This is a genomic window from Bacillus sp. FJAT-52991 (assembly GCF_037201805.1).
In the GTDB taxonomy this organism is placed as follows: domain Bacteria; phylum Bacillota; class Bacilli; order Bacillales; family Domibacillaceae; genus Bacillus_CE; species Bacillus_CE kandeliae.
In genome coordinates this window covers 2,563,752-2,580,027 of the sequence record NZ_CP147404.1, presented here as the reverse complement: position 1 = coordinate 2,580,027, position 16,276 = coordinate 2,563,752, and the positions used below count along the sequence as shown (strand labels likewise).

Here is a 16,276-nt window from a genome sequence, read left to right as displayed (position 1 = left end):
GTATCATGGATTTTCAAGCATTTTTAGTAACGCTTCGTGAAGCGTTAGAGGCGATATTAATCGTTGGTTTAATTCTCTCTTATTTAACCCGGTTAGATGCCAATCAATATAAAAAATGGGTTTATCTCGGCGTGTTTTTAGCGCTTATTTCGAGCTTTTTAATTGCCCTCGTATTTCAAGTCGTGTTCACGGGCTTTGCAGGCTTTGGCTCAGAAGTGTACTTAAAAGTAGGGATTATGTTCCTCTCGGTCGCGTTGCTGACACACATGGTTATTTGGATGAAAAAGGAATCTAAAGACGTCAATGGTGATATGCAGAAAAAAATTGGCGCAGCCGTGACAACAGGTAGTGTTTCTGCTTTAATTATTCACTCCTACCTAATCGTTGTTCGTGAAGGAGTAGAAACGGTCTTTCTCTTTGCAGCGATTAGTGGTGGAGATGTTACAAAGGTGTTTCAAAGCTCCGGAGCATTAGCAGGTTTATTAATGGCTTTAGTGCTTGGCTATATGTTCTTTTCAGGTACGATGAGATTTTCGCTGAAGACGTTCTTTAATGTGACGGGAATTCTTATTATGTTTATCGCCGCAGGTTTGCTCGTACAAGGAATTGGTATTTTACAAGACCTTGGAAAAATGGGCTCCCTTTATACAACAGCTGAAGGAAAGCCGGCAGAAGTGTATAATATCATTCATATTATGCCAGAGCATTACCAAGATGAAATGCATTATATTCGTGATACAGGCGAGGAACCATTAATTAGCGGACAAGTGGGATTGTTTATGTCAGCGATGTTCGGCTACACTCACAATCCTTCTCTTGAACAAATCATTGGTTATGTGGGATACTTTGCCATCGTTATAATACTGACGCGACTCATCAGTAAAGGGAAAATACGTAAACCATCTTTCAAGAGAAGAAAAGCCGGGTAATACTGGAAAGATTTATTTCTAACAAATATCATGTTTTCTCCCTCTGCAGGACTCGCCTTTTGGCGGGTCTTTATTGTCGTTTAGCTATCACTTTCATTTGAAAGGAGTTTTGTATGCGTACTCTTTATTTAAACATCATGATGATTGTTTCGATTATAGCTTTAGTTGTATTATGGGGCTATATTATTTGCTTGCCTGCTGTGAGTCCTTCTACATGGGATCAAGTGGACTTTGCCCTTGGCGTGATTCGATTTGATTTATTAAATATGCAACCACATTTTCCGGGTTATCCATTGTTTATTCTACCGGCTACCATTGTAAACGGTGCAGTGAAAAACCCTGAACTAGCCTTATCCATATGGAATAAGCTGATCTATTTTTCAAGCCTTTATCCTCTTTTTAAGTTAGCTAAACATTCATTACCTACTTTTCAAGCCTTCTTAACAGCTGTACTGATTCATTTTTTGCCTTTTTCTCTCATTATGATGCAACAACCGATTTCTGAACCAATGGCACTTTCTGTCTTTTTCTGGTTCCTTTGGTCACTTATGCGTGCTGTTGAACGAGGAACGAGAGAAGCAGGAGTTTGGCCGATGGTGTTACTCGCCATACTATTCGGTGTTCGCCTCTCCTATGTGGCTGTCTTTGCTGCCGTTATTGTATACTGGATATGGTATTGGAAAAGAACAAAGGATGGACGTGGGATTGGTTTTCAGCTTGTGATATTTGTGATGGCAAATTTAGTTTGGGTAAGTGCATTAATAAGTAATGTCGGTAGTTTGAAAACATTTATTCAGATTGCCTTAGGGTTTACAGATGGCCATTTCACTGAATGGGGAGGCACGGCGATTGCGAGCGATGCTTCTTTATTTGAAAGAATGTATTATTTGTTGTTCCACAATATGTTATGGAGTGGTATGTTTGTCGAACAGTTTACACTAGCTATTGCATTAGGAGGAATATTACTAGCGGCTGTTTTGATGAGGAAGAATAAACAGTGGGACATGATCTTGTTCAGTTGGCTAGCAATATTTATTGCTTATTTTCTTTGGGTCCTATTTGCTCAAAATATAGATAAGCCTCGTCACAGTTTGCTATTAATTTCATTATTGCCGCTCATGCTGTTAACAACGGTGAGTTGGAAAAGATGGTTCACTGCGGCCGTTGCAGTCACTATTCTAGTCGAAGTGACGGTAGCGATTCCATTACTGAAAGAGCAGGCAAACGAGCAGCCAGCTGTTATTCAAGCCGCTAATTATTTAGAAGAAGTAAAGGAACCATTTATTGTCTACACTTGGGAGGAAACAAGAGTGTTTGAGTATCGACAAGTTTCTTTTCCCCACAAGCGACTGTTTAGCTATGACCACTTTATCGCTGATTCTTCGTTACAAACGAACCGACGCATTTATTTGACAGATAAAGTAGTTCGTGGCTTCGAGCAGCAAATCGGACATTCCCTTGCGAATCAATTGACCAAAAAAGCTGAATTTACGTCTAATCATTTGTTTGATCCTGTGTACAACCGAGTGATTCTCTATGAATGGACTCCATCAGGAGGTGGAAAGAAATGAATGAAACCATTAAACATAAATTAGCGCTACTCCCGGATCAACCGGGCTGTTATTTAATGAAAGACCGGCATGGTATGGTCATTTATGTCGGGAAGGCAAAGGTGTTAAAAAATCGTGTTCGTTCTTATTTTACCGGGTCTCATGATGGGAAAACGCAACGTCTCGTCAATGAAATAGAAGATTTTGAATATATTATGACCTCTTCTAATTTAGAAGCGTTAATTTTGGAACTGAACTTAATTAAAAAGCATGATCCGAAATATAATATTATGCTGAAAGATGACAAAAGCTATCCATTCATCAAACTAACATCTGAACGTCATCCAAGGTTATTAATCACTCGAAAAGTAAAAAAAGATAAAGGGAAATATTTCGGCCCTTATCCGAATGTACAGGCAGCCAATGAGACGAAAAAGTTATTAGACCGGTTGTATCCTTTAAGAAAATGTACGAACTTACCTGATCGAGTTTGCCTTTATTATCATATGGGTCAATGCTTGGCCCCTTGTGTTAAAGAGGTTCCGGATGACGAATATCGACATATTACCCAGGAAATAACTCGATTTTTAAATGGTGGGCATCAGCAAGTGAAAGAGCAATTAACGGAAAAAATGCATGAAGCAGCAGAAAAGCTCGAGTTCGAACGAGCGAAGGAATACCGAGATCAAATTTCCCATATCGATACTTTAATGGAAAAGCAAAAAATCAATACAACCGATTTAATCGATCGAGATGTGTTCGGCTATGCCGTCGATAAAGGCTGGATGTGTGTGCAAGTCTTTTTTGTTCGCCAAGGAAAGCTAATTGAGCGGGCTGTTTCTTTATTTCCATTTTATGATGAACCGGAAGAGGAATTTTTGACTTATCTTAACCAATTTTATGATCAACCGAATCACTTTAAGCCGAAAGAAATATTGTTGCCTGAGGAAGTTGACGCGACTTTAGCGGAACAACTGATTCAGGTGAAGATGTTGAAACCGCAAAAAGGACAAAAGAAAGAACTAGTGAAGTTAGCAGAAAAAAATGCTGCCGTCGCATTGCAAGAAAAATTTGCTTTAATCGAACGGGATGAGGAGAGAACCATTAAAGCGGTGGGGCGACTTGGTGAAGCGATGAATATTCATCCGCCTCTTCGCATTGAAGCATTTGATAATTCCAATATTCAAGGTACAGATCCAGTTTCCGCGATGATCGTCTTTGTTGATGGAAAACCGATGAAGAAAGAATATCGCAAATTCAAAATTAAAACGGTAGAAGGGCCAGATGATTATGAATCGATGCGTGAAGTGATTCGTCGTCGCTACACCCGGGTGTTAAAAGAAGAGCTTCCATTACCCGACTTAGTGGTGATTGATGGAGGTAAAGGACAAATTGAAGCAGCAAGGGAAATTTTGTTGCATGAACTGAACTTACATGTACCGGTAGCGGGGCTAGCTAAAGATGATAAGCATCGTACGTCTCAATTGTTATATGGTGATCCGCTTGAAACGGTTCCTCTTAAACATAACAGCCAGGAATTTTATTTATTGCAGCGGATTCAAGATGAAGTGCATCGTTTTGCGATTACGTTTCACCGGGAGCTTCGAGGAAAGAGTGCTTTTCAGTCGATTTTAGATGACATCGATGGCGTCGGACCAAAAAGGAAAAAAATGCTTTTGAAGGCCTTTGGTTCAGTGAAGAAATTGAAGGCAGCTACGAAGGAAGAGATTGCAGCCATTGGCATTCCTGAGCGGACAGCTGAAGAAATCGTCAAGAAATTAACTAGTGGTTGAGCATAGAGAGAGGATAAAAGCGTCATGAAACTAACTAGTAGAATGTCAGCGGGGAGCAGTCCCCGCTGAGCATCAGGCAGTGAAAAAACGACGAAACGTTGATATATGTAGACGGAACAGTCCTTTTTAACACTCTTTTTCTGACTAAGTGATGTTCAATGGATTTACTCCCATTTCACAGTTATTTGTGCTTTGCGAGCACGCTTTTGTATCTCACATATGGATTCAGCGGTTGCTTGTTCTTGCAAGCTCATTTGCTCGGCTAAAAATCCACTTTCCATTGTGAAGAATGGTTCGGTTTGAACAGAAAACCTTCGATCAATGAAGGGACCGCTCAAGACGAATACTCTCTCTTTTTTGGATTCTTTTAGGAGTGTAAGCTGACCCCAGCCTGCTTCGATGAAAAAAGAGGCGAGATCTTCAAAGGTAGCACAAGGAAACTTGCGAGCGATGGATTTTCCAGCCCAGTAAAGGATGTCTGCTGTGTCTTTACCTAAGACATCTGTAAGTAGAACGTCTCTGATGATTTCGTAACCGAAGACAGGGACGGAAAGAATTTCTGTTTCTTGTTTATCTGTTTGATTTGTCAATTTTAATCCCCACTTTCTGCTATTAATTATATACAACTTGATCGTGAGAAAAAAGATGAAACATTCATCTTTCAAATTGTTATTTCGACATAATGCTACAACAGGGGAGAAATAGGGGAAATGAGCCAAGTTTCATAACTTGTAGTTTTTTCAGAATATAAAAAGATGTATACGCATTCTTGACGCTCTGTGATGATGGGAGTAAAATGGTGTTGTCACATAATTGTTATAATATGAAGCTATTCCGAATAAGCTGAAAATAATTTGTCGGATGCTTCAAGATTAAGGGGGGTAAATCATGTCTGACAATCGAGAGTTTTTTTATCGCAGGCTGCACTCATTACTTGGTGTCATTCCTGTGGGACTGTTTTTGATGCAACATTTAGTAGTCAATCATTTTGCAACGAAGGGCGAGGAAGCGTTTAACAATGCTGCTCACTTTATGGAATCGTTGCCGTTTCGCTATGTTCTGGAAACATTTATCATTTTCCTGCCGCTATTATTCCACGCGATTTATGGTTTGTACATTGCTTTTACAGCAAAAAATAATGCGGGTAAATATTCATTCTTCCGGAATCAAATGTTCTTCCTGCAACGCCTTTCAGGTGTAATTACACTTGTATTTCTTTCATGGCATATATGGGAGACAAGAATTCAAGCAGCATTAGGTGCTGAAGTGAACTTCCAAATGATGGAGAGCATTTTATCTAATCCATTTATGCTTGGTTTCTACATAGTTGGGGTTGTATCTACTGTATTCCATTTCGCTAATGGTTTATGGTCATTCTGTGTAAGCTGGGGAATTACAATTTCTCCACGTTCTCAGCAAATTATGACTTACATCTCAATGGTTGTATTTGTTGCGCTTTCTGTTGTAGGTATTCGTGCGATCTTTGCTTTCGTTTGATTGAAAACATAATCCGTTCAAGGATCTTTAGTTTGGAATTTGGAGAAAAGGGAGTGAGTCTCAATGGGTAAAGGAAAAATTATCGTAGTCGGCGGCGGATTAGCCGGTTTAATGGCTACAATTAAAGCAGCAGAAGAAGGAACGCAAGTCGATCTATTCTCATTAGTTCCAGTAAAGCGTTCTCACTCTGTTTGTGCACAAGGCGGTATTAATGGTGCCGTTAACACAAAAGGTGAAGGAGATTCACCTTACGTTCACTTTGATGATACGATTTATGGAGGAGACTTTCTTGCTAACCAACCACCGGTAAAAGCAATGACAGAAGCAGCTCCAGGAATTATTCACTTATTGGATCGTATGGGAGTTATGTTTAACCGTACGCCAGAAGGACTTCTTGATTTCCGTCGTTTCGGAGGTACGCAACATCACCGTACAGCATTTGCGGGTGCAACGACTGGACAACAGCTTTTATATGCGTTGGATGAACAAGTTCGTCGTCATGAAGTAGCTGGTCTTGTAACGAAATATGAAGGCTGGGAATTCCTTGGTGCAGTTGTTGACGATGAGGGAATTTGCCGCGGAATCGTCGGACAAAACTTAACGGATATGAGCATTCAGACTTTCCCTGGTGATGCAGTCATTATGGCTACAGGTGGTCCTGGTATCATTTTCGGAAAATCAACGAACTCTGTTATCAATACGGGTTCTGCTGCTTCTATTGTTTACCAACAAGGAGTACACTATGCAAATGGTGAATTTATCCAAATTCACCCAACTGCGATTCCAGGAGACGATAAGCTTCGTTTAATGAGTGAATCAGCTCGTGGGGAAGGTGGCCGTGTATGGACGTATAAAGACGGTAAGCCTTGGTACTTCCTTGAAGAAAAATATCCGGCATACGGAAACCTTGTACCACGTGATATTGCGACGCGTGAAATCTTTGATGTTTGCGTGAACCAAAAACTAGGTATCAATGGTGAAAACATGGTTTATTTGGATCTATCCCATAAAGATCCGCATGAATTAGATATTAAACTTGGTGGAATTATTGAAATCTATGAGAAATTCATGGGTGACGATCCACGTAAAGTACCAATGAAAATCTTCCCAGCTGTCCATTATTCTATGGGTGGACTATGGGTGGATTATGAGCAACAAACAAATATTCCTGGTTTATTTGCTGCCGGTGAATGTGATTATTCACAGCATGGTGCAAACCGTTTAGGTGCAAACTCCCTTCTTTCCGCTATTTACGGTGGTATGGTAGCTGGACCGAATGCTGTGAAATATATTAATGGTCTTGAGAAAACTTCAGAAGCGATTTCTTCTTCTGTTTTCGATCGCTATAAGAAACAAGAAGAAGCGAAGTGGAACGAAGTCATGTCTCTTGATGGTAAAGAAAATGCTTATATTCTTCACAAAGAGCTTGGTGAGTGGATGACGGCGAATGTAACCGTTGTTCGTTACAACGATAAGCTGAAACAAACAGATGATAAAATTGTCGAGTTAATGGAACGTTGGAAAAACATTAACATTAACGACACAGCAAAATGGAGCAATCAAGGGGCAACTTTCACTCGTCAGTTGAAAAACATGCTTCACCTTGCTCGCGTAGTAACAATCGGTGCGTTAAATCGTAATGAAAGCCGTGGAGCGCATTACAAACCTGACTTCCCGGATCGTAACGATGAAGATTTCTTGAAAACAACGATGGCAACATTTAAAGGTGACAATGAAGCACCTGCTTTCCATTACGAAGATGTGGATATTTCATTGATCCCTCCTCGTAAGCGCGACTACTCTAAGAAGAAGGAGGAGAAATAAAGATGAGTGAAAATAAGTCAGTCCGCTTTATTATTACTCGTCAAGACACGATGGATTCTGCTCCGTACGAAGAAGAGTTCGAGATTCCATATCGCCCGAATATGAACGTTATTTCGGCGTTGATGGAAATTCGCAGAAATCCAGTCAATGCAAAAGGCCAACAATCAACGCCAATTGCTTGGGATATGAACTGTCTTGAAGAAGTATGTGGCGCATGTTCAATGGTGATTAACGGCAAACCAAGACAATCATGTACAGCATTAGTGGATCAACTTGAGCAGCCAATCCGCCTTGCTCCAATGAGTACGTTCCCGGTTGTACGTGACTTACAAGTCGACCGTAGTCGCATGTTTGACTCTTTGAAAAAGGTAAAAGCATGGATTCCGATTGATGGAACATACGACCTTGGACCTGGTCCACGTATGCCTGAAAGAAAACGTCAATGGGCATATGAATTGTCTAAATGTATGACTTGTGGTGTTTGCTTAGAAGCTTGTCCAAATGTAAACAGCAAATCAAGCTTCATTGGGCCTCAACCATTATCGCAAGTTCGTTTATTTAATGCTCACCCAACAGGTGCAATGAATAAAGACGAACGTTTGCATGCGATTATGGGAGATGGTGGTCTTGCCAACTGCGGAAACTCTCAAAACTGTGTGCAGTCTTGTCCGAAGGGAATTCCTTTGACAACATCTATCGCTGCTTTGAACCGTGACACAACTGTTCAAGCATTCCGTAGTTTCTTCGGAAGCGATTATCAAGTAGATTAATATGTAAAAAGAACGATCTTATAAAAGGCTTGCCTCTTACGAATTCACATGATCTAGATTTTAGATTTTGTTTCGTGGGAGGCAGCTTTTTTTATTAGGACAAAGGAGGAAGTAAGAATGAAAAAGATTGCATATATTGATGATTGGAATCAGTGGGAAAGTGGCTTTCACTTTTTTCATCCTGTCAGCGTTCGCTTTTCTGAAACAGATATGTTCGGTCATTTAAATAACACGGTGCCATTTGTTTATTTTGAAGAGGCGCGCATCGAATTCTTCAATGAAATAGGATTAATGGAGAACTGGTTGAAAGAAGATTGTGGCACGATTATCGTCGTTGCAGACTTACAATGTGATTTCATTCAGCAAGTATTCTTTGGAGAAAAGTTGAAGGTTTTTGTGAAAGCAGCGACGATCGGTCAATCTTCCGTCGATCTTCATTATAAAGGGGTCAATCAAAAGGGAGACATCTGTTTTGTTGGGAGAGGCAGAATTGTTCAAATCTCCCGAGAAACTCACAAACCATTTTCATTAACAGAAGAGATGAAAGAAAAGCTTGCGCAAATCTCTAAGTAAGCTCCTACTAAAATATTTTAACTCCTAAATGTCAAATCTTCACCTTTTGACATATGATACCGTAACGGCCGTACTATCTGTGTTTAGAAGCTGGCGGAGGCGAGGAGGGTAAATGTCAAGTGAGGGAGCACCGCTTTGTTCGAAAACCACTTTTAACGAAAAGAGAAAAAGAAGTGTTTACGTTGCTAGTTCAAGATAAAACAACGAAGGAAATCGCGGAAGAATTATTTATCAGTGAAAAAACTGTTAGAAACCATATTTCTAATTCCATTCAAAAGCTAGGGGTTAAAGGCCGTTCACAGGCAATTATTGAATTATTGCGAATGGGTGAACTGAAGCTTTAAGAAAAAAGATGGCGTTGAATCTTCGCGCCATCTTTTTTGCGTCTATAGAGGGAGTCGAGCAACTCTTGCATTTTTTTTAAAAAAAAGAGAGAATAAAGGAATGTAAAAGATAAATCCGTATAGGTCAAAAAAAAGAGATGAAGGGGGGCGAAAGAATGACAGAAGAGTTAGACTGTTCGTCTGAATTTGTCGCGGAGATTGAAAAGGAATTGCGATATATAAATGTGATCATAAAACAAAAAGGTCGCGAAATTTTGAGCGATTATCATATTACGCCCCCGCAGTTTGTTGCGTTACAATGGTTGTTTGAAGAAGGGGATATGACGATAGGAGATCTATCAACGAAAATGTATTTAGCTTGTAGCACGACGACCGATTTAATCGATCGGATGGAGAAAACAAAGCTAGTTGAACGTGTAAAGGATGAGCATGATCGACGAATTGTCCGCATTCATTTGTTGGGTGAAGGGTCGCGAATTATTAATGAAGTGATTGCTAAACGTCAGCTATATGTGAAACAACTATTAATGGATTTCACGAAAGAAGAAGTGGCATCGCTTAAGCGAAATTTAGAGAAAATGCATCAAGAAATGAAAGAAGAATGAGGCGAACGTGTTGAATAGACCAATTGGTGTCATGGATTCGGGAGTCGGTGGATTGACCGTAGCGAAAGAAATGATGCGTCAGCTCCCGAATGAAACAATTTATTATACTGGAGATACAGCCCGTTGTCCGTATGGCCCTCGACCGGTGGAGGAAGTGAAAGCTTTCACATGGGAAATGACTCGCTTTTTGCTTGAAAAAGATATTAAAATGCTTGTCATTGCGTGTAATACAGCGACAGCGGTTGTATTAGAAGAAATACAAGAGGAGCTCGACATTCCGGTTGTTGGCGTCATACGTCCTGGTGCAAGAGCAGCCATTAAGCATACGAGAAATGATCAGATTGCTGTGCTTGGGACGATTGGAACGGTCAAAAGTGGTGCTTATGAACACGCACTGAAGGCCATTAACGATCATGTTGAAGTCATCTCCCTTGCCTGTCCTAAATTTGTCCCACTTGTTGAAAGTGGTGAGCATAAAAGTGCCATGGCCAAAAAAGTGGTTGCTGAAACATTAAAACCGTTAAAAAGCATGCCAATTGATACGGTAATATTAGGCTGTACACACTATCCGTTACTAGAATCGATCATTTCTAACACTCTTGGCGATGAGGTTCAAATTATTAGTTCAGGGGAAGAGACCGCTCGGGAAGTGAGTGCCATTCTTGATTATCAACAAATCCAATCAAAGGAGAAGGCTTCCCCTCATCGCTTTTTCATCACCGGTTCTAAAGAGCTGTTTTATGAAATCGCTTCTGATTGGCTGCAAAATAAACAAATACAAGTTGAGACGATCCGCTTAGGTAGCTAAGTGGATCGTTTTTTTGCTAGAATAGAAGATTTTCTTTGAAGGTTCTAACTTGATGAATGGCTCGTATATTTAGTACAAACAGCTTTAGGAGGGGTCATTATGCTCAATAAGAAAACGACAGCCGCAATCACCATCCTGATTGCCGCGGTTTATGCTGCTGGGTGTGGCTTGCTATCTGGGGAAAGAAAGGAAAAGCTGGATCCGCCGCAATCAGTGACGTATACCGATAATTTAAAAAGTGAGGAACAGCAACTGACGAAGCAAAATAAAAATATGGTGATGACAGAACTTTATTTAATTGACAAAAATGGCTACGTAGTTTCACAGACGATGCCCCTTTCCAATACAAAAAATTTGGCCAAGCAAGCACTAGAGTATCTCGTAGCGGAAGGGCCAATCACCAATATGCTTCCGAATGATTTTCGCCCTGTTTTACCGGCGGGCACTCAAGTGCAGAGTGTGGACGTTCAAAATGGAACAGCTACGGTTGATTTCTCACCTGAATTTAAAGAGTATGCAAAGGAAGATGAAGCTCGGATTGTACAAGCGGTGACATGGACATTGACTCAATTCGATTCTATTAATCGAGTGAAGATGCGGATTAACGGCCATGAGCTTAAGGAAATGCCTGTTGCGAACATGCCTTTAAATGCGAAAGGGATGACTCGAAAATCTGGGATTAATTTAGATACTTCAAATGTGGTAGATGTGGCCAATACAAGACCGGTGACGGTGTATTTTATGGCACAACAGGGAGATAATTATTATTATGTACCTGTGACTAGGCGGATCGCTAATAATAGTAAGGAAGATCAAATTTCAGCCGTGGTGAAAGAGTTGACGAAAGGACCAAAGGCTGGTTCAGGACTGGTCACTGAATTTATACCACAGGCAGAGCTGCTTGAACGTCCGATTGTGAAAGATGGGAGAGTGACGTTGAACTTTAATGAGGCGATTCTGGGCAGTATGGAAAATAAAGTGGTATCCGAACATGTGTTAAAATTATTAGCCTTGTCTTTAACAGAAGATAGCACTATTGAAAGCTTAGCGATTCAAGTCGCTGGAAGTTCTGAAATTATCACAGAAAAAGGGGAGCCACTCAGCAGTTCGGTGACAAGACCAGAATTTATTAATCCGATTGGCTTGTGAACAACAAAATTTACGATATTATATAGTAGTAACGAATGAAGATACAGCATCCTTGCTTGTGCGGAACCGGACAAGCAAGGATGCCTGTTCAATTAAAGGAGGACCCTATGAGAGTTGATGGTAGAACTAATAATGAATTGCGAAAAGTACATATAGAAACCAATTTTTTAAAGCACCCGGAAGGCTCTGTGCTTATTACGGTTGGTGATACACGAGTGATTTGTACGGCGAGTATAGAAGAGAGAGTCCCGCCATTTATGCGAGGAAGTGGGAAGGGATGGATTTCAGCTGAATATTCAATGCTACCAAGAGCGACGGAGCAGCGTAATATTCGTGAATCGTCTAAAGGAAAAGTGTCTGGGCGAACGATGGAAATTCAACGTTTAATCGGGCGAGCGCTACGAGCAGTTGTTGACCTTGAAGCGATTGGCGAACGGACCGTTTGGATCGATTGTGATGTCATTCAAGCGGATGGTGGCACGCGTACTGCTTCTATCACAGGTGCTTTTGTAGCGATGGCGATCGCTCTAGATCGTGTACAAAGAGAAAAAGAATTACCTGCTTTCCCTGTGACAAGCTTTTTAGCGGCAACAAGTGTGGGGGTCGTCAAAGATCACGGAGTCGTGTTAGACTTAAATTATATTGAGGATAGCCAAGCAGAAGTCGATATGAATGTAGTGATGACTGGAGCCGGTGAGTTTGTTGAACTTCAAGGAACAGGAGAAGAAGCCACATTTTCTATGAAGGATTTGCAAAGCTTGCTTGAGTCTGCTCAAATAGGTTTGAAGGAGTTATTTGACATTCAAGCAACTGCTCTTGGTGAGATTGCCGACAAAATTAGTAAGTAAATCGAAAAGGGGAGCGCTATGGATACAGTAATTATCGCAACAAAAAACAAAGGAAAAGCGAAGGAATTCGCTGAGATGTTTGCCTCTTTCGGAATGAATGTGAAGACGTTGCTTGATTATCCGGAGTATGCTGATGTAGAAGAAACAGGGGAAACGTTTGAGGAGAACGCGATATTGAAGGCAGAGGAGATCTGTAAGCTAACGGGACGTCTTGTCATTGCAGACGATTCTGGTTTAATGATCGATGCACTAGATGGTCGTCCTGGTGTCTATTCAGCTAGATACGCTGGGGAAGAGAAAAGTGATGAAGCGAACATTCAAAAAGTGCTTGAGGAGCTTCGTGACGTTCCTAGCGAAAAACGGACGGCTCGTTTTTATTGTGCTTTAGCGATTGCGATGCCAGGAAAAGAAACGACAACAGTAGCAGGCACATGTGAAGGAAGAATTACAGAAGAAAAACAAGGGACAAATGGCTTTGGTTACGATCCGATTTTTTATGTGGAGCAATTTGAAGCGACGATGGCTCAGCTGACGCCTGAAACAAAAAATAGCATTAGTCACCGCGGGCAGGCTTTGAAGAAGTTACGAGAGCAGCTACCTGTTTTGCTGGCGGGTGAGGCAAAGTGAAAGTATTAATCGTCAGTGATAGTCACGGCTGGAGTGAAGTGTTACAACAGTTGAAAGAGCGATATGAGAGGAAAGTAGATGCGATGATCCATTGTGGAGATTCCGAATTGTCAGCGGATGACCCAGCAGTGGAAGGCTATTTTATCGTGCGTGGAAATTGTGATACCGAAAATCAGTTTCCATATGATATTATCGAAGGAGTGGAAGGAAGGCGCATTTTCGTCACGCATGGACATCGCTATAACATTAAGATGTCTTTAATGAATCTGATGTATAAAGCGAAGGAATATGAAGCCGACTTGGTTTTCTTCGGGCACTCTCATCTTGTTGGAGCGGAGAGCATCGATGGCACGGTATTCGTCAATCCAGGTAGCATCACGTTGCCGCGTGGACGCAAAGAAAAAACATATGCTATTCTTGAAGCGGATCACGAGACGACAACCGTCTGTTTTTATGATGAAACGCACCAAGAGCTTGTCTCGTTACGGCAAGTATTTAACTGAATTGATTCTGCCAGCAGGCAACATCTGCTGGCGGAAATGTTATTTAAAAAAAGAAAAGTAATTTTTTCTTTGAAATAGTATTGACATATAATATCTCCCTTGGTATTATAATAAATGTCTTCAAGAAAAATTAAATAAAAAACATGTCCCAGTAGCTCAGCCGGATAGAGCAACGGCCTTCAATAATAGGAGCCTCTATAAGGAAACAAAAACTTATAGAGTGGACGACACTATATCGGTGAAACCTTAACAGATCATGCTGATGGCAATACCGAGGAAACTTACGATCTCGAATAAAAGAGATTTAGGGGTTTTAAAGGATCAGGTAGATGTAACCTGAGGGTAGAAACTCCAAAGAATAATCATACAAAAGATTATCGTGAGGTTCCGTAGAGACTACACGTGTCGCACCTGAAATGGTGAAGATATAGTCCAGACTACAAACAGCACTTGTTGGTGGCGAAAGCCATAGTGGTAAGCTAAGCCGTCGGTCGGGAGTTCGAATCTCTCCTGGGACGTAACAGAAAAGCGAATTTGTACGATTAACATCAACCTCTTGTATCGTTTAGTGAAACGGTTAGTATAACAGTCATGTAAGAAATTACACCTGTTATTGACTTTAGAACTGAATGATACAGGAGGTTTTTTGTTTTGGATAAAAATCAAGGAAACTTATGGTTTCTAGAAAGTGGTGTTATATATGTATCACCATACTAAGAGTAAAGGAGATTTAGGGGTTTTAAAGGATCAGGTGGATTTATCCCGCATTAACGGGCAGTAAGACCCCCACCTCAAAATGGTAGGAGGAGCAAAACTATTCAGGTGGGGATCAACTGCCCGTAAACGCCCGATCCGTTCAACTAACAATCAGTGGAGTTTGAAGAAAACCCCACTGATTGAAGTTTCACTTTATTTGAGAAAGGTTATATGATCTTGCTTCCACAAACGGAGCATGCCCCATTTGATTTAGTTATCTATAAAGATGGTTCATTCAAGCGAGTTCAAGTCAAGTATAGGGAGTTAAATTCAAAAGGGATTATTGAAATCAGATTTCGCTCATCTTACTGCAACTCTAACGGAACGGTTAATACCCCTATAAATAAAGAAGAAGTTGATCTTTACTGTGTATATTGTCCGCAAACGGATGAATGTTATTGCTTTGATCCTAAGATGTTTGAAAAATCTATTTCCTTGAGGGTAGAAACGCCAAAGAATAATCAAACGGCCAATATCAAATTAGCAAAAGATTATCGTGAAGTTCCGTAGAGACTGCATGTGTTGTATCTGAAATGGTGAAGAATATAGTCCAGACTACAAACAACATTTGCTGGTGGCGAAAATCATAACGGTAAGCTAAGTCGTCAGTCGGGAGTTCGACTCTCCTGGGATGTAACTGAAAAGCGAATTTGTACGCTTAACATTAGCCTCTTATATCGTTTAGTGAAACGGTCAGTATAACGGTCATGTAAGAAGTTACATGCGTTATTGACTTTAACACTAAATGATACAGGAGGTTTTTGTTTTTACTAAAAAGAAGGGTTTGCTTGATATTGCTATAGATGTAAAGGGGGTATTAGCTGAACAGTTCCCGCACGCCAAAACAAGAGGTTAAACCCTTTGTGGCATCAGCATAATGCCATTTTTCTTGGCACGTACGTAGGTTAAATCACTGACCATATCTTCTTGTTTGAATTCACGCTGTCATTCATTTTTCACAGGAGCTTCATTACACGCTTGTTTAGTTGACCATATTGGTCATTTGTATTATATTGGATATGACCGATATGGTCAAAGAGGAGGGGTTTTATGAATAATGCTTTTTTTAATATGGATATAGATAAACAACAAAGAATAATTAATTCATCGTTTCAAGAATTTTCGAACTATGGTTACACTGATGCCTCTACGAATCGAATAGTAATAAAGGCAGGAATATCAAAAGGATCACTGTTCTATTACTTTAAGAACAAACAAGATCTCTTAAATTTCTTATTTAAATACGCTATTGAGTATTTAACAGAAAATTATGTTGCTAAGATAGATACTACTATTCCTGATTTTTTTGAAAGATATAAATTACAGAGATCTATTAAGAATAAAATATTTACTGAAAACCCGTTTGTTTTTTCTTTTATCTCATCTTATTATTATGTATACAACAATGAAATGAATCTTCCTTTAGAAATAATAGAACAACTAAAAAGACTTGAAGATAAGATTAATAACAGCTTATATCAAAATATCGACATTTCGATGTTTAGAGAGGATATTGAAATTAGTGAGTTATTTAGGTACTTTAAATGGTTAATGTATGGATATGAAAAAGAACTGATGATTGAAGTAGGAGATAATAATATCTCATCTGTTGACTGGAATTTTTACCTTGAAAGAGATTATTCTTCTTTAGATAATCTAAGAAGAATGTTCTATAAAAAAGATTATGAAGAGGTATAAAA

17 protein-coding genes are annotated in these 16,276 nt (G+C 40.0%); 16 read left to right on the top strand and 1 reads right to left on the bottom strand.

Annotation, left to right across the window (positions count from 1 at the left end; all coding sequences use genetic code 11):
• Positions 1 to 5: 5 nt before the first annotated feature.
• The 3 genes from WDJ61_RS13305 to uvrC all read left to right on the top strand — a co-directional run bounded on the left by WDJ61_RS13305 (position 6) and on the right by uvrC (position 4,272).
• Entirely contained in the window at positions 6 to 929 is a 924-nt protein-coding gene (locus WDJ61_RS13305; RefSeq protein WP_338750506.1) for an FTR1 family iron permease, read from the top strand.
• A gap of 113 nt (positions 930 to 1,042) precedes the next feature.
• On the top strand, positions 1,043 to 2,500 hold the full coding sequence (locus tag WDJ61_RS13300; protein ID WP_338750504.1) for a hypothetical protein: 1,458 nt from the start codon (positions 1,043 to 1,045) through the stop codon (positions 2,498 to 2,500).
• Positions 2,497 to 4,272, top strand: a complete 1,776-nt coding sequence (gene uvrC, locus WDJ61_RS13295; RefSeq protein WP_338750502.1) for an excinuclease ABC subunit UvrC — start codon at positions 2,497 to 2,499, stop codon at positions 4,270 to 4,272. The genes WDJ61_RS13300 and uvrC overlap by 4 nt, the downstream gene beginning before the upstream one ends.
• Positions 4,273 to 4,436: 164 nt before the next feature.
• Here the strand turns inward: uvrC and WDJ61_RS13290 are convergent, their stop codons facing one another.
• Positions 4,437 to 4,862, bottom strand: a complete 426-nt coding sequence (locus tag WDJ61_RS13290; protein ID WP_338750500.1) for a YslB family protein — start codon at positions 4,860 to 4,862, stop codon at positions 4,437 to 4,439.
• 298 nt (positions 4,863 to 5,160) lie between these two features.
• On the opposite strand from WDJ61_RS13290, the gene WDJ61_RS13285 reads away from it, so the two are divergent.
• The 13 genes from WDJ61_RS13285 to WDJ61_RS13225 all read left to right on the top strand — a co-directional run bounded on the left by WDJ61_RS13285 (position 5,161) and on the right by WDJ61_RS13225 (position 16,274).
• Entirely contained in the window at positions 5,161 to 5,769 is a 609-nt protein-coding gene (locus WDJ61_RS13285) for a succinate dehydrogenase cytochrome b558 subunit (protein WP_338750498.1), read from the top strand.
• A 63-nt stretch (positions 5,770 to 5,832) separates the two neighbouring features.
• Positions 5,833 to 7,593 (top strand): succinate dehydrogenase flavoprotein subunit, encoded by a 1,761-nt coding sequence (sdhA, locus tag WDJ61_RS13280; protein ID WP_338750496.1) that lies wholly within the window; start codon positions 5,833 to 5,835, stop codon positions 7,591 to 7,593.
• Between the two features lie 2 nt (positions 7,594 to 7,595).
• Positions 7,596 to 8,363 (top strand): succinate dehydrogenase iron-sulfur subunit, encoded by a 768-nt coding sequence (sdhB, locus tag WDJ61_RS13275; RefSeq protein ID WP_338750494.1) that lies wholly within the window; start codon positions 7,596 to 7,598, stop codon positions 8,361 to 8,363.
• Positions 8,364 to 8,480: 117 nt separating this feature from the next.
• On the top strand, positions 8,481 to 8,936 hold the full coding sequence (locus WDJ61_RS13270; RefSeq protein WP_338750492.1) for a thioesterase family protein: 456 nt from the start codon (positions 8,481 to 8,483) through the stop codon (positions 8,934 to 8,936).
• Positions 8,937 to 9,055: 119 nt separating this feature from the next.
• Positions 9,056 to 9,280: a helix-turn-helix domain-containing protein gene (locus WDJ61_RS13265; protein WP_094835889.1), complete on the top strand. Its 225-nt coding sequence runs from the start codon at positions 9,056 to 9,058 to the stop codon at positions 9,278 to 9,280.
• A gap of 155 nt (positions 9,281 to 9,435) precedes the next feature.
• Entirely contained in the window at positions 9,436 to 9,885 is a 450-nt protein-coding gene (locus tag WDJ61_RS13260) for a MarR family transcriptional regulator (RefSeq protein ID WP_338750489.1), read from the top strand.
• A gap of 10 nt (positions 9,886 to 9,895) precedes the next feature.
• A complete protein-coding gene (gene racE, locus WDJ61_RS13255; protein WP_338750487.1) occupies positions 9,896 to 10,693 on the top strand; it encodes a glutamate racemase in 798 nt (265 codons plus the stop codon).
• Between the two features lie 99 nt (positions 10,694 to 10,792).
• Positions 10,793 to 11,842, top strand: coding sequence for a GerMN domain-containing protein (locus WDJ61_RS13250; RefSeq protein WP_338750486.1), 1,050 nt, complete (start codon positions 10,793 to 10,795; stop codon positions 11,840 to 11,842).
• Positions 11,843 to 11,949: 107 nt separating this feature from the next.
• The gene (rph, locus tag WDJ61_RS13245; RefSeq protein WP_338750485.1) at positions 11,950 to 12,690 is read left to right on the top strand and encodes a ribonuclease PH; all 741 of its coding nucleotides are present in this window, start codon (positions 11,950 to 11,952) and stop codon (positions 12,688 to 12,690) included.
• Between the two features lie 18 nt (positions 12,691 to 12,708).
• Complete coding sequence (locus WDJ61_RS13240; RefSeq protein WP_338750483.1) at positions 12,709 to 13,317, top strand: XTP/dITP diphosphatase; 609 nt, start codon at positions 12,709 to 12,711, stop codon at positions 13,315 to 13,317.
• Positions 13,314 to 13,820, top strand: a complete 507-nt coding sequence (locus WDJ61_RS13235) for a metallophosphoesterase (RefSeq protein WP_338750481.1) — start codon at positions 13,314 to 13,316, stop codon at positions 13,818 to 13,820. Before WDJ61_RS13240 ends, WDJ61_RS13235 begins: the two co-directional genes overlap by 4 nt.
• A gap of 927 nt (positions 13,821 to 14,747) precedes the next feature.
• Entirely contained in the window at positions 14,748 to 15,086 is a 339-nt protein-coding gene (locus WDJ61_RS13230; protein WP_338750479.1) for a group I intron-associated PD-(D/E)XK endonuclease, read from the top strand.
• 540 nt (positions 15,087 to 15,626) lie between these two features.
• A complete protein-coding gene (locus WDJ61_RS13225) occupies positions 15,627 to 16,274 on the top strand; it encodes a TetR/AcrR family transcriptional regulator (protein WP_338750477.1) in 648 nt (215 codons plus the stop codon).
• Positions 16,275 to 16,276: the final 2 nt, after the last annotated feature.

Excerpts from the sequence above, each read along its gene's own strand:
- WDJ61_RS13305 (WP_338750506.1), top strand. The coding sequence starts at position 6 with ATGGATTTTCAAGCATTTTTAGTAACGCTTCGTGAAGCGTTAGAGGCG.
- WDJ61_RS13300 (WP_338750504.1), top strand. The coding sequence starts at position 1,043 with ATGCGTACTCTTTATTTAAACATCATGATGATTGTTTCGATTATAGCT.
- uvrC (WP_338750502.1), top strand. The coding sequence starts at position 2,497 with ATGAATGAAACCATTAAACATAAATTAGCGCTACTCCCGGATCAACCG.
- WDJ61_RS13285 (WP_338750498.1), top strand. The coding sequence starts at position 5,161 with ATGTCTGACAATCGAGAGTTTTTTTATCGCAGGCTGCACTCATTACTT.
- sdhA (WP_338750496.1), top strand. The coding sequence starts at position 5,833 with ATGGGTAAAGGAAAAATTATCGTAGTCGGCGGCGGATTAGCCGGTTTA.
- sdhB (WP_338750494.1), top strand. The coding sequence starts at position 7,596 with ATGAGTGAAAATAAGTCAGTCCGCTTTATTATTACTCGTCAAGACACG.
- WDJ61_RS13270 (WP_338750492.1), top strand. The coding sequence starts at position 8,481 with ATGAAAAAGATTGCATATATTGATGATTGGAATCAGTGGGAAAGTGGC.
- WDJ61_RS13260 (WP_338750489.1), top strand. The coding sequence starts at position 9,436 with ATGACAGAAGAGTTAGACTGTTCGTCTGAATTTGTCGCGGAGATTGAA.
- WDJ61_RS13250 (WP_338750486.1), top strand. The coding sequence starts at position 10,793 with ATGCTCAATAAGAAAACGACAGCCGCAATCACCATCCTGATTGCCGCG.
- rph (WP_338750485.1), top strand. The coding sequence starts at position 11,950 with ATGAGAGTTGATGGTAGAACTAATAATGAATTGCGAAAAGTACATATA.
- WDJ61_RS13240 (WP_338750483.1), top strand. The coding sequence starts at position 12,709 with ATGGATACAGTAATTATCGCAACAAAAAACAAAGGAAAAGCGAAGGAA.
- WDJ61_RS13230 (WP_338750479.1), top strand. The coding sequence starts at position 14,748 with ATGATCTTGCTTCCACAAACGGAGCATGCCCCATTTGATTTAGTTATC.
- WDJ61_RS13225 (WP_338750477.1), top strand. The coding sequence starts at position 15,627 with ATGAATAATGCTTTTTTTAATATGGATATAGATAAACAACAAAGAATA.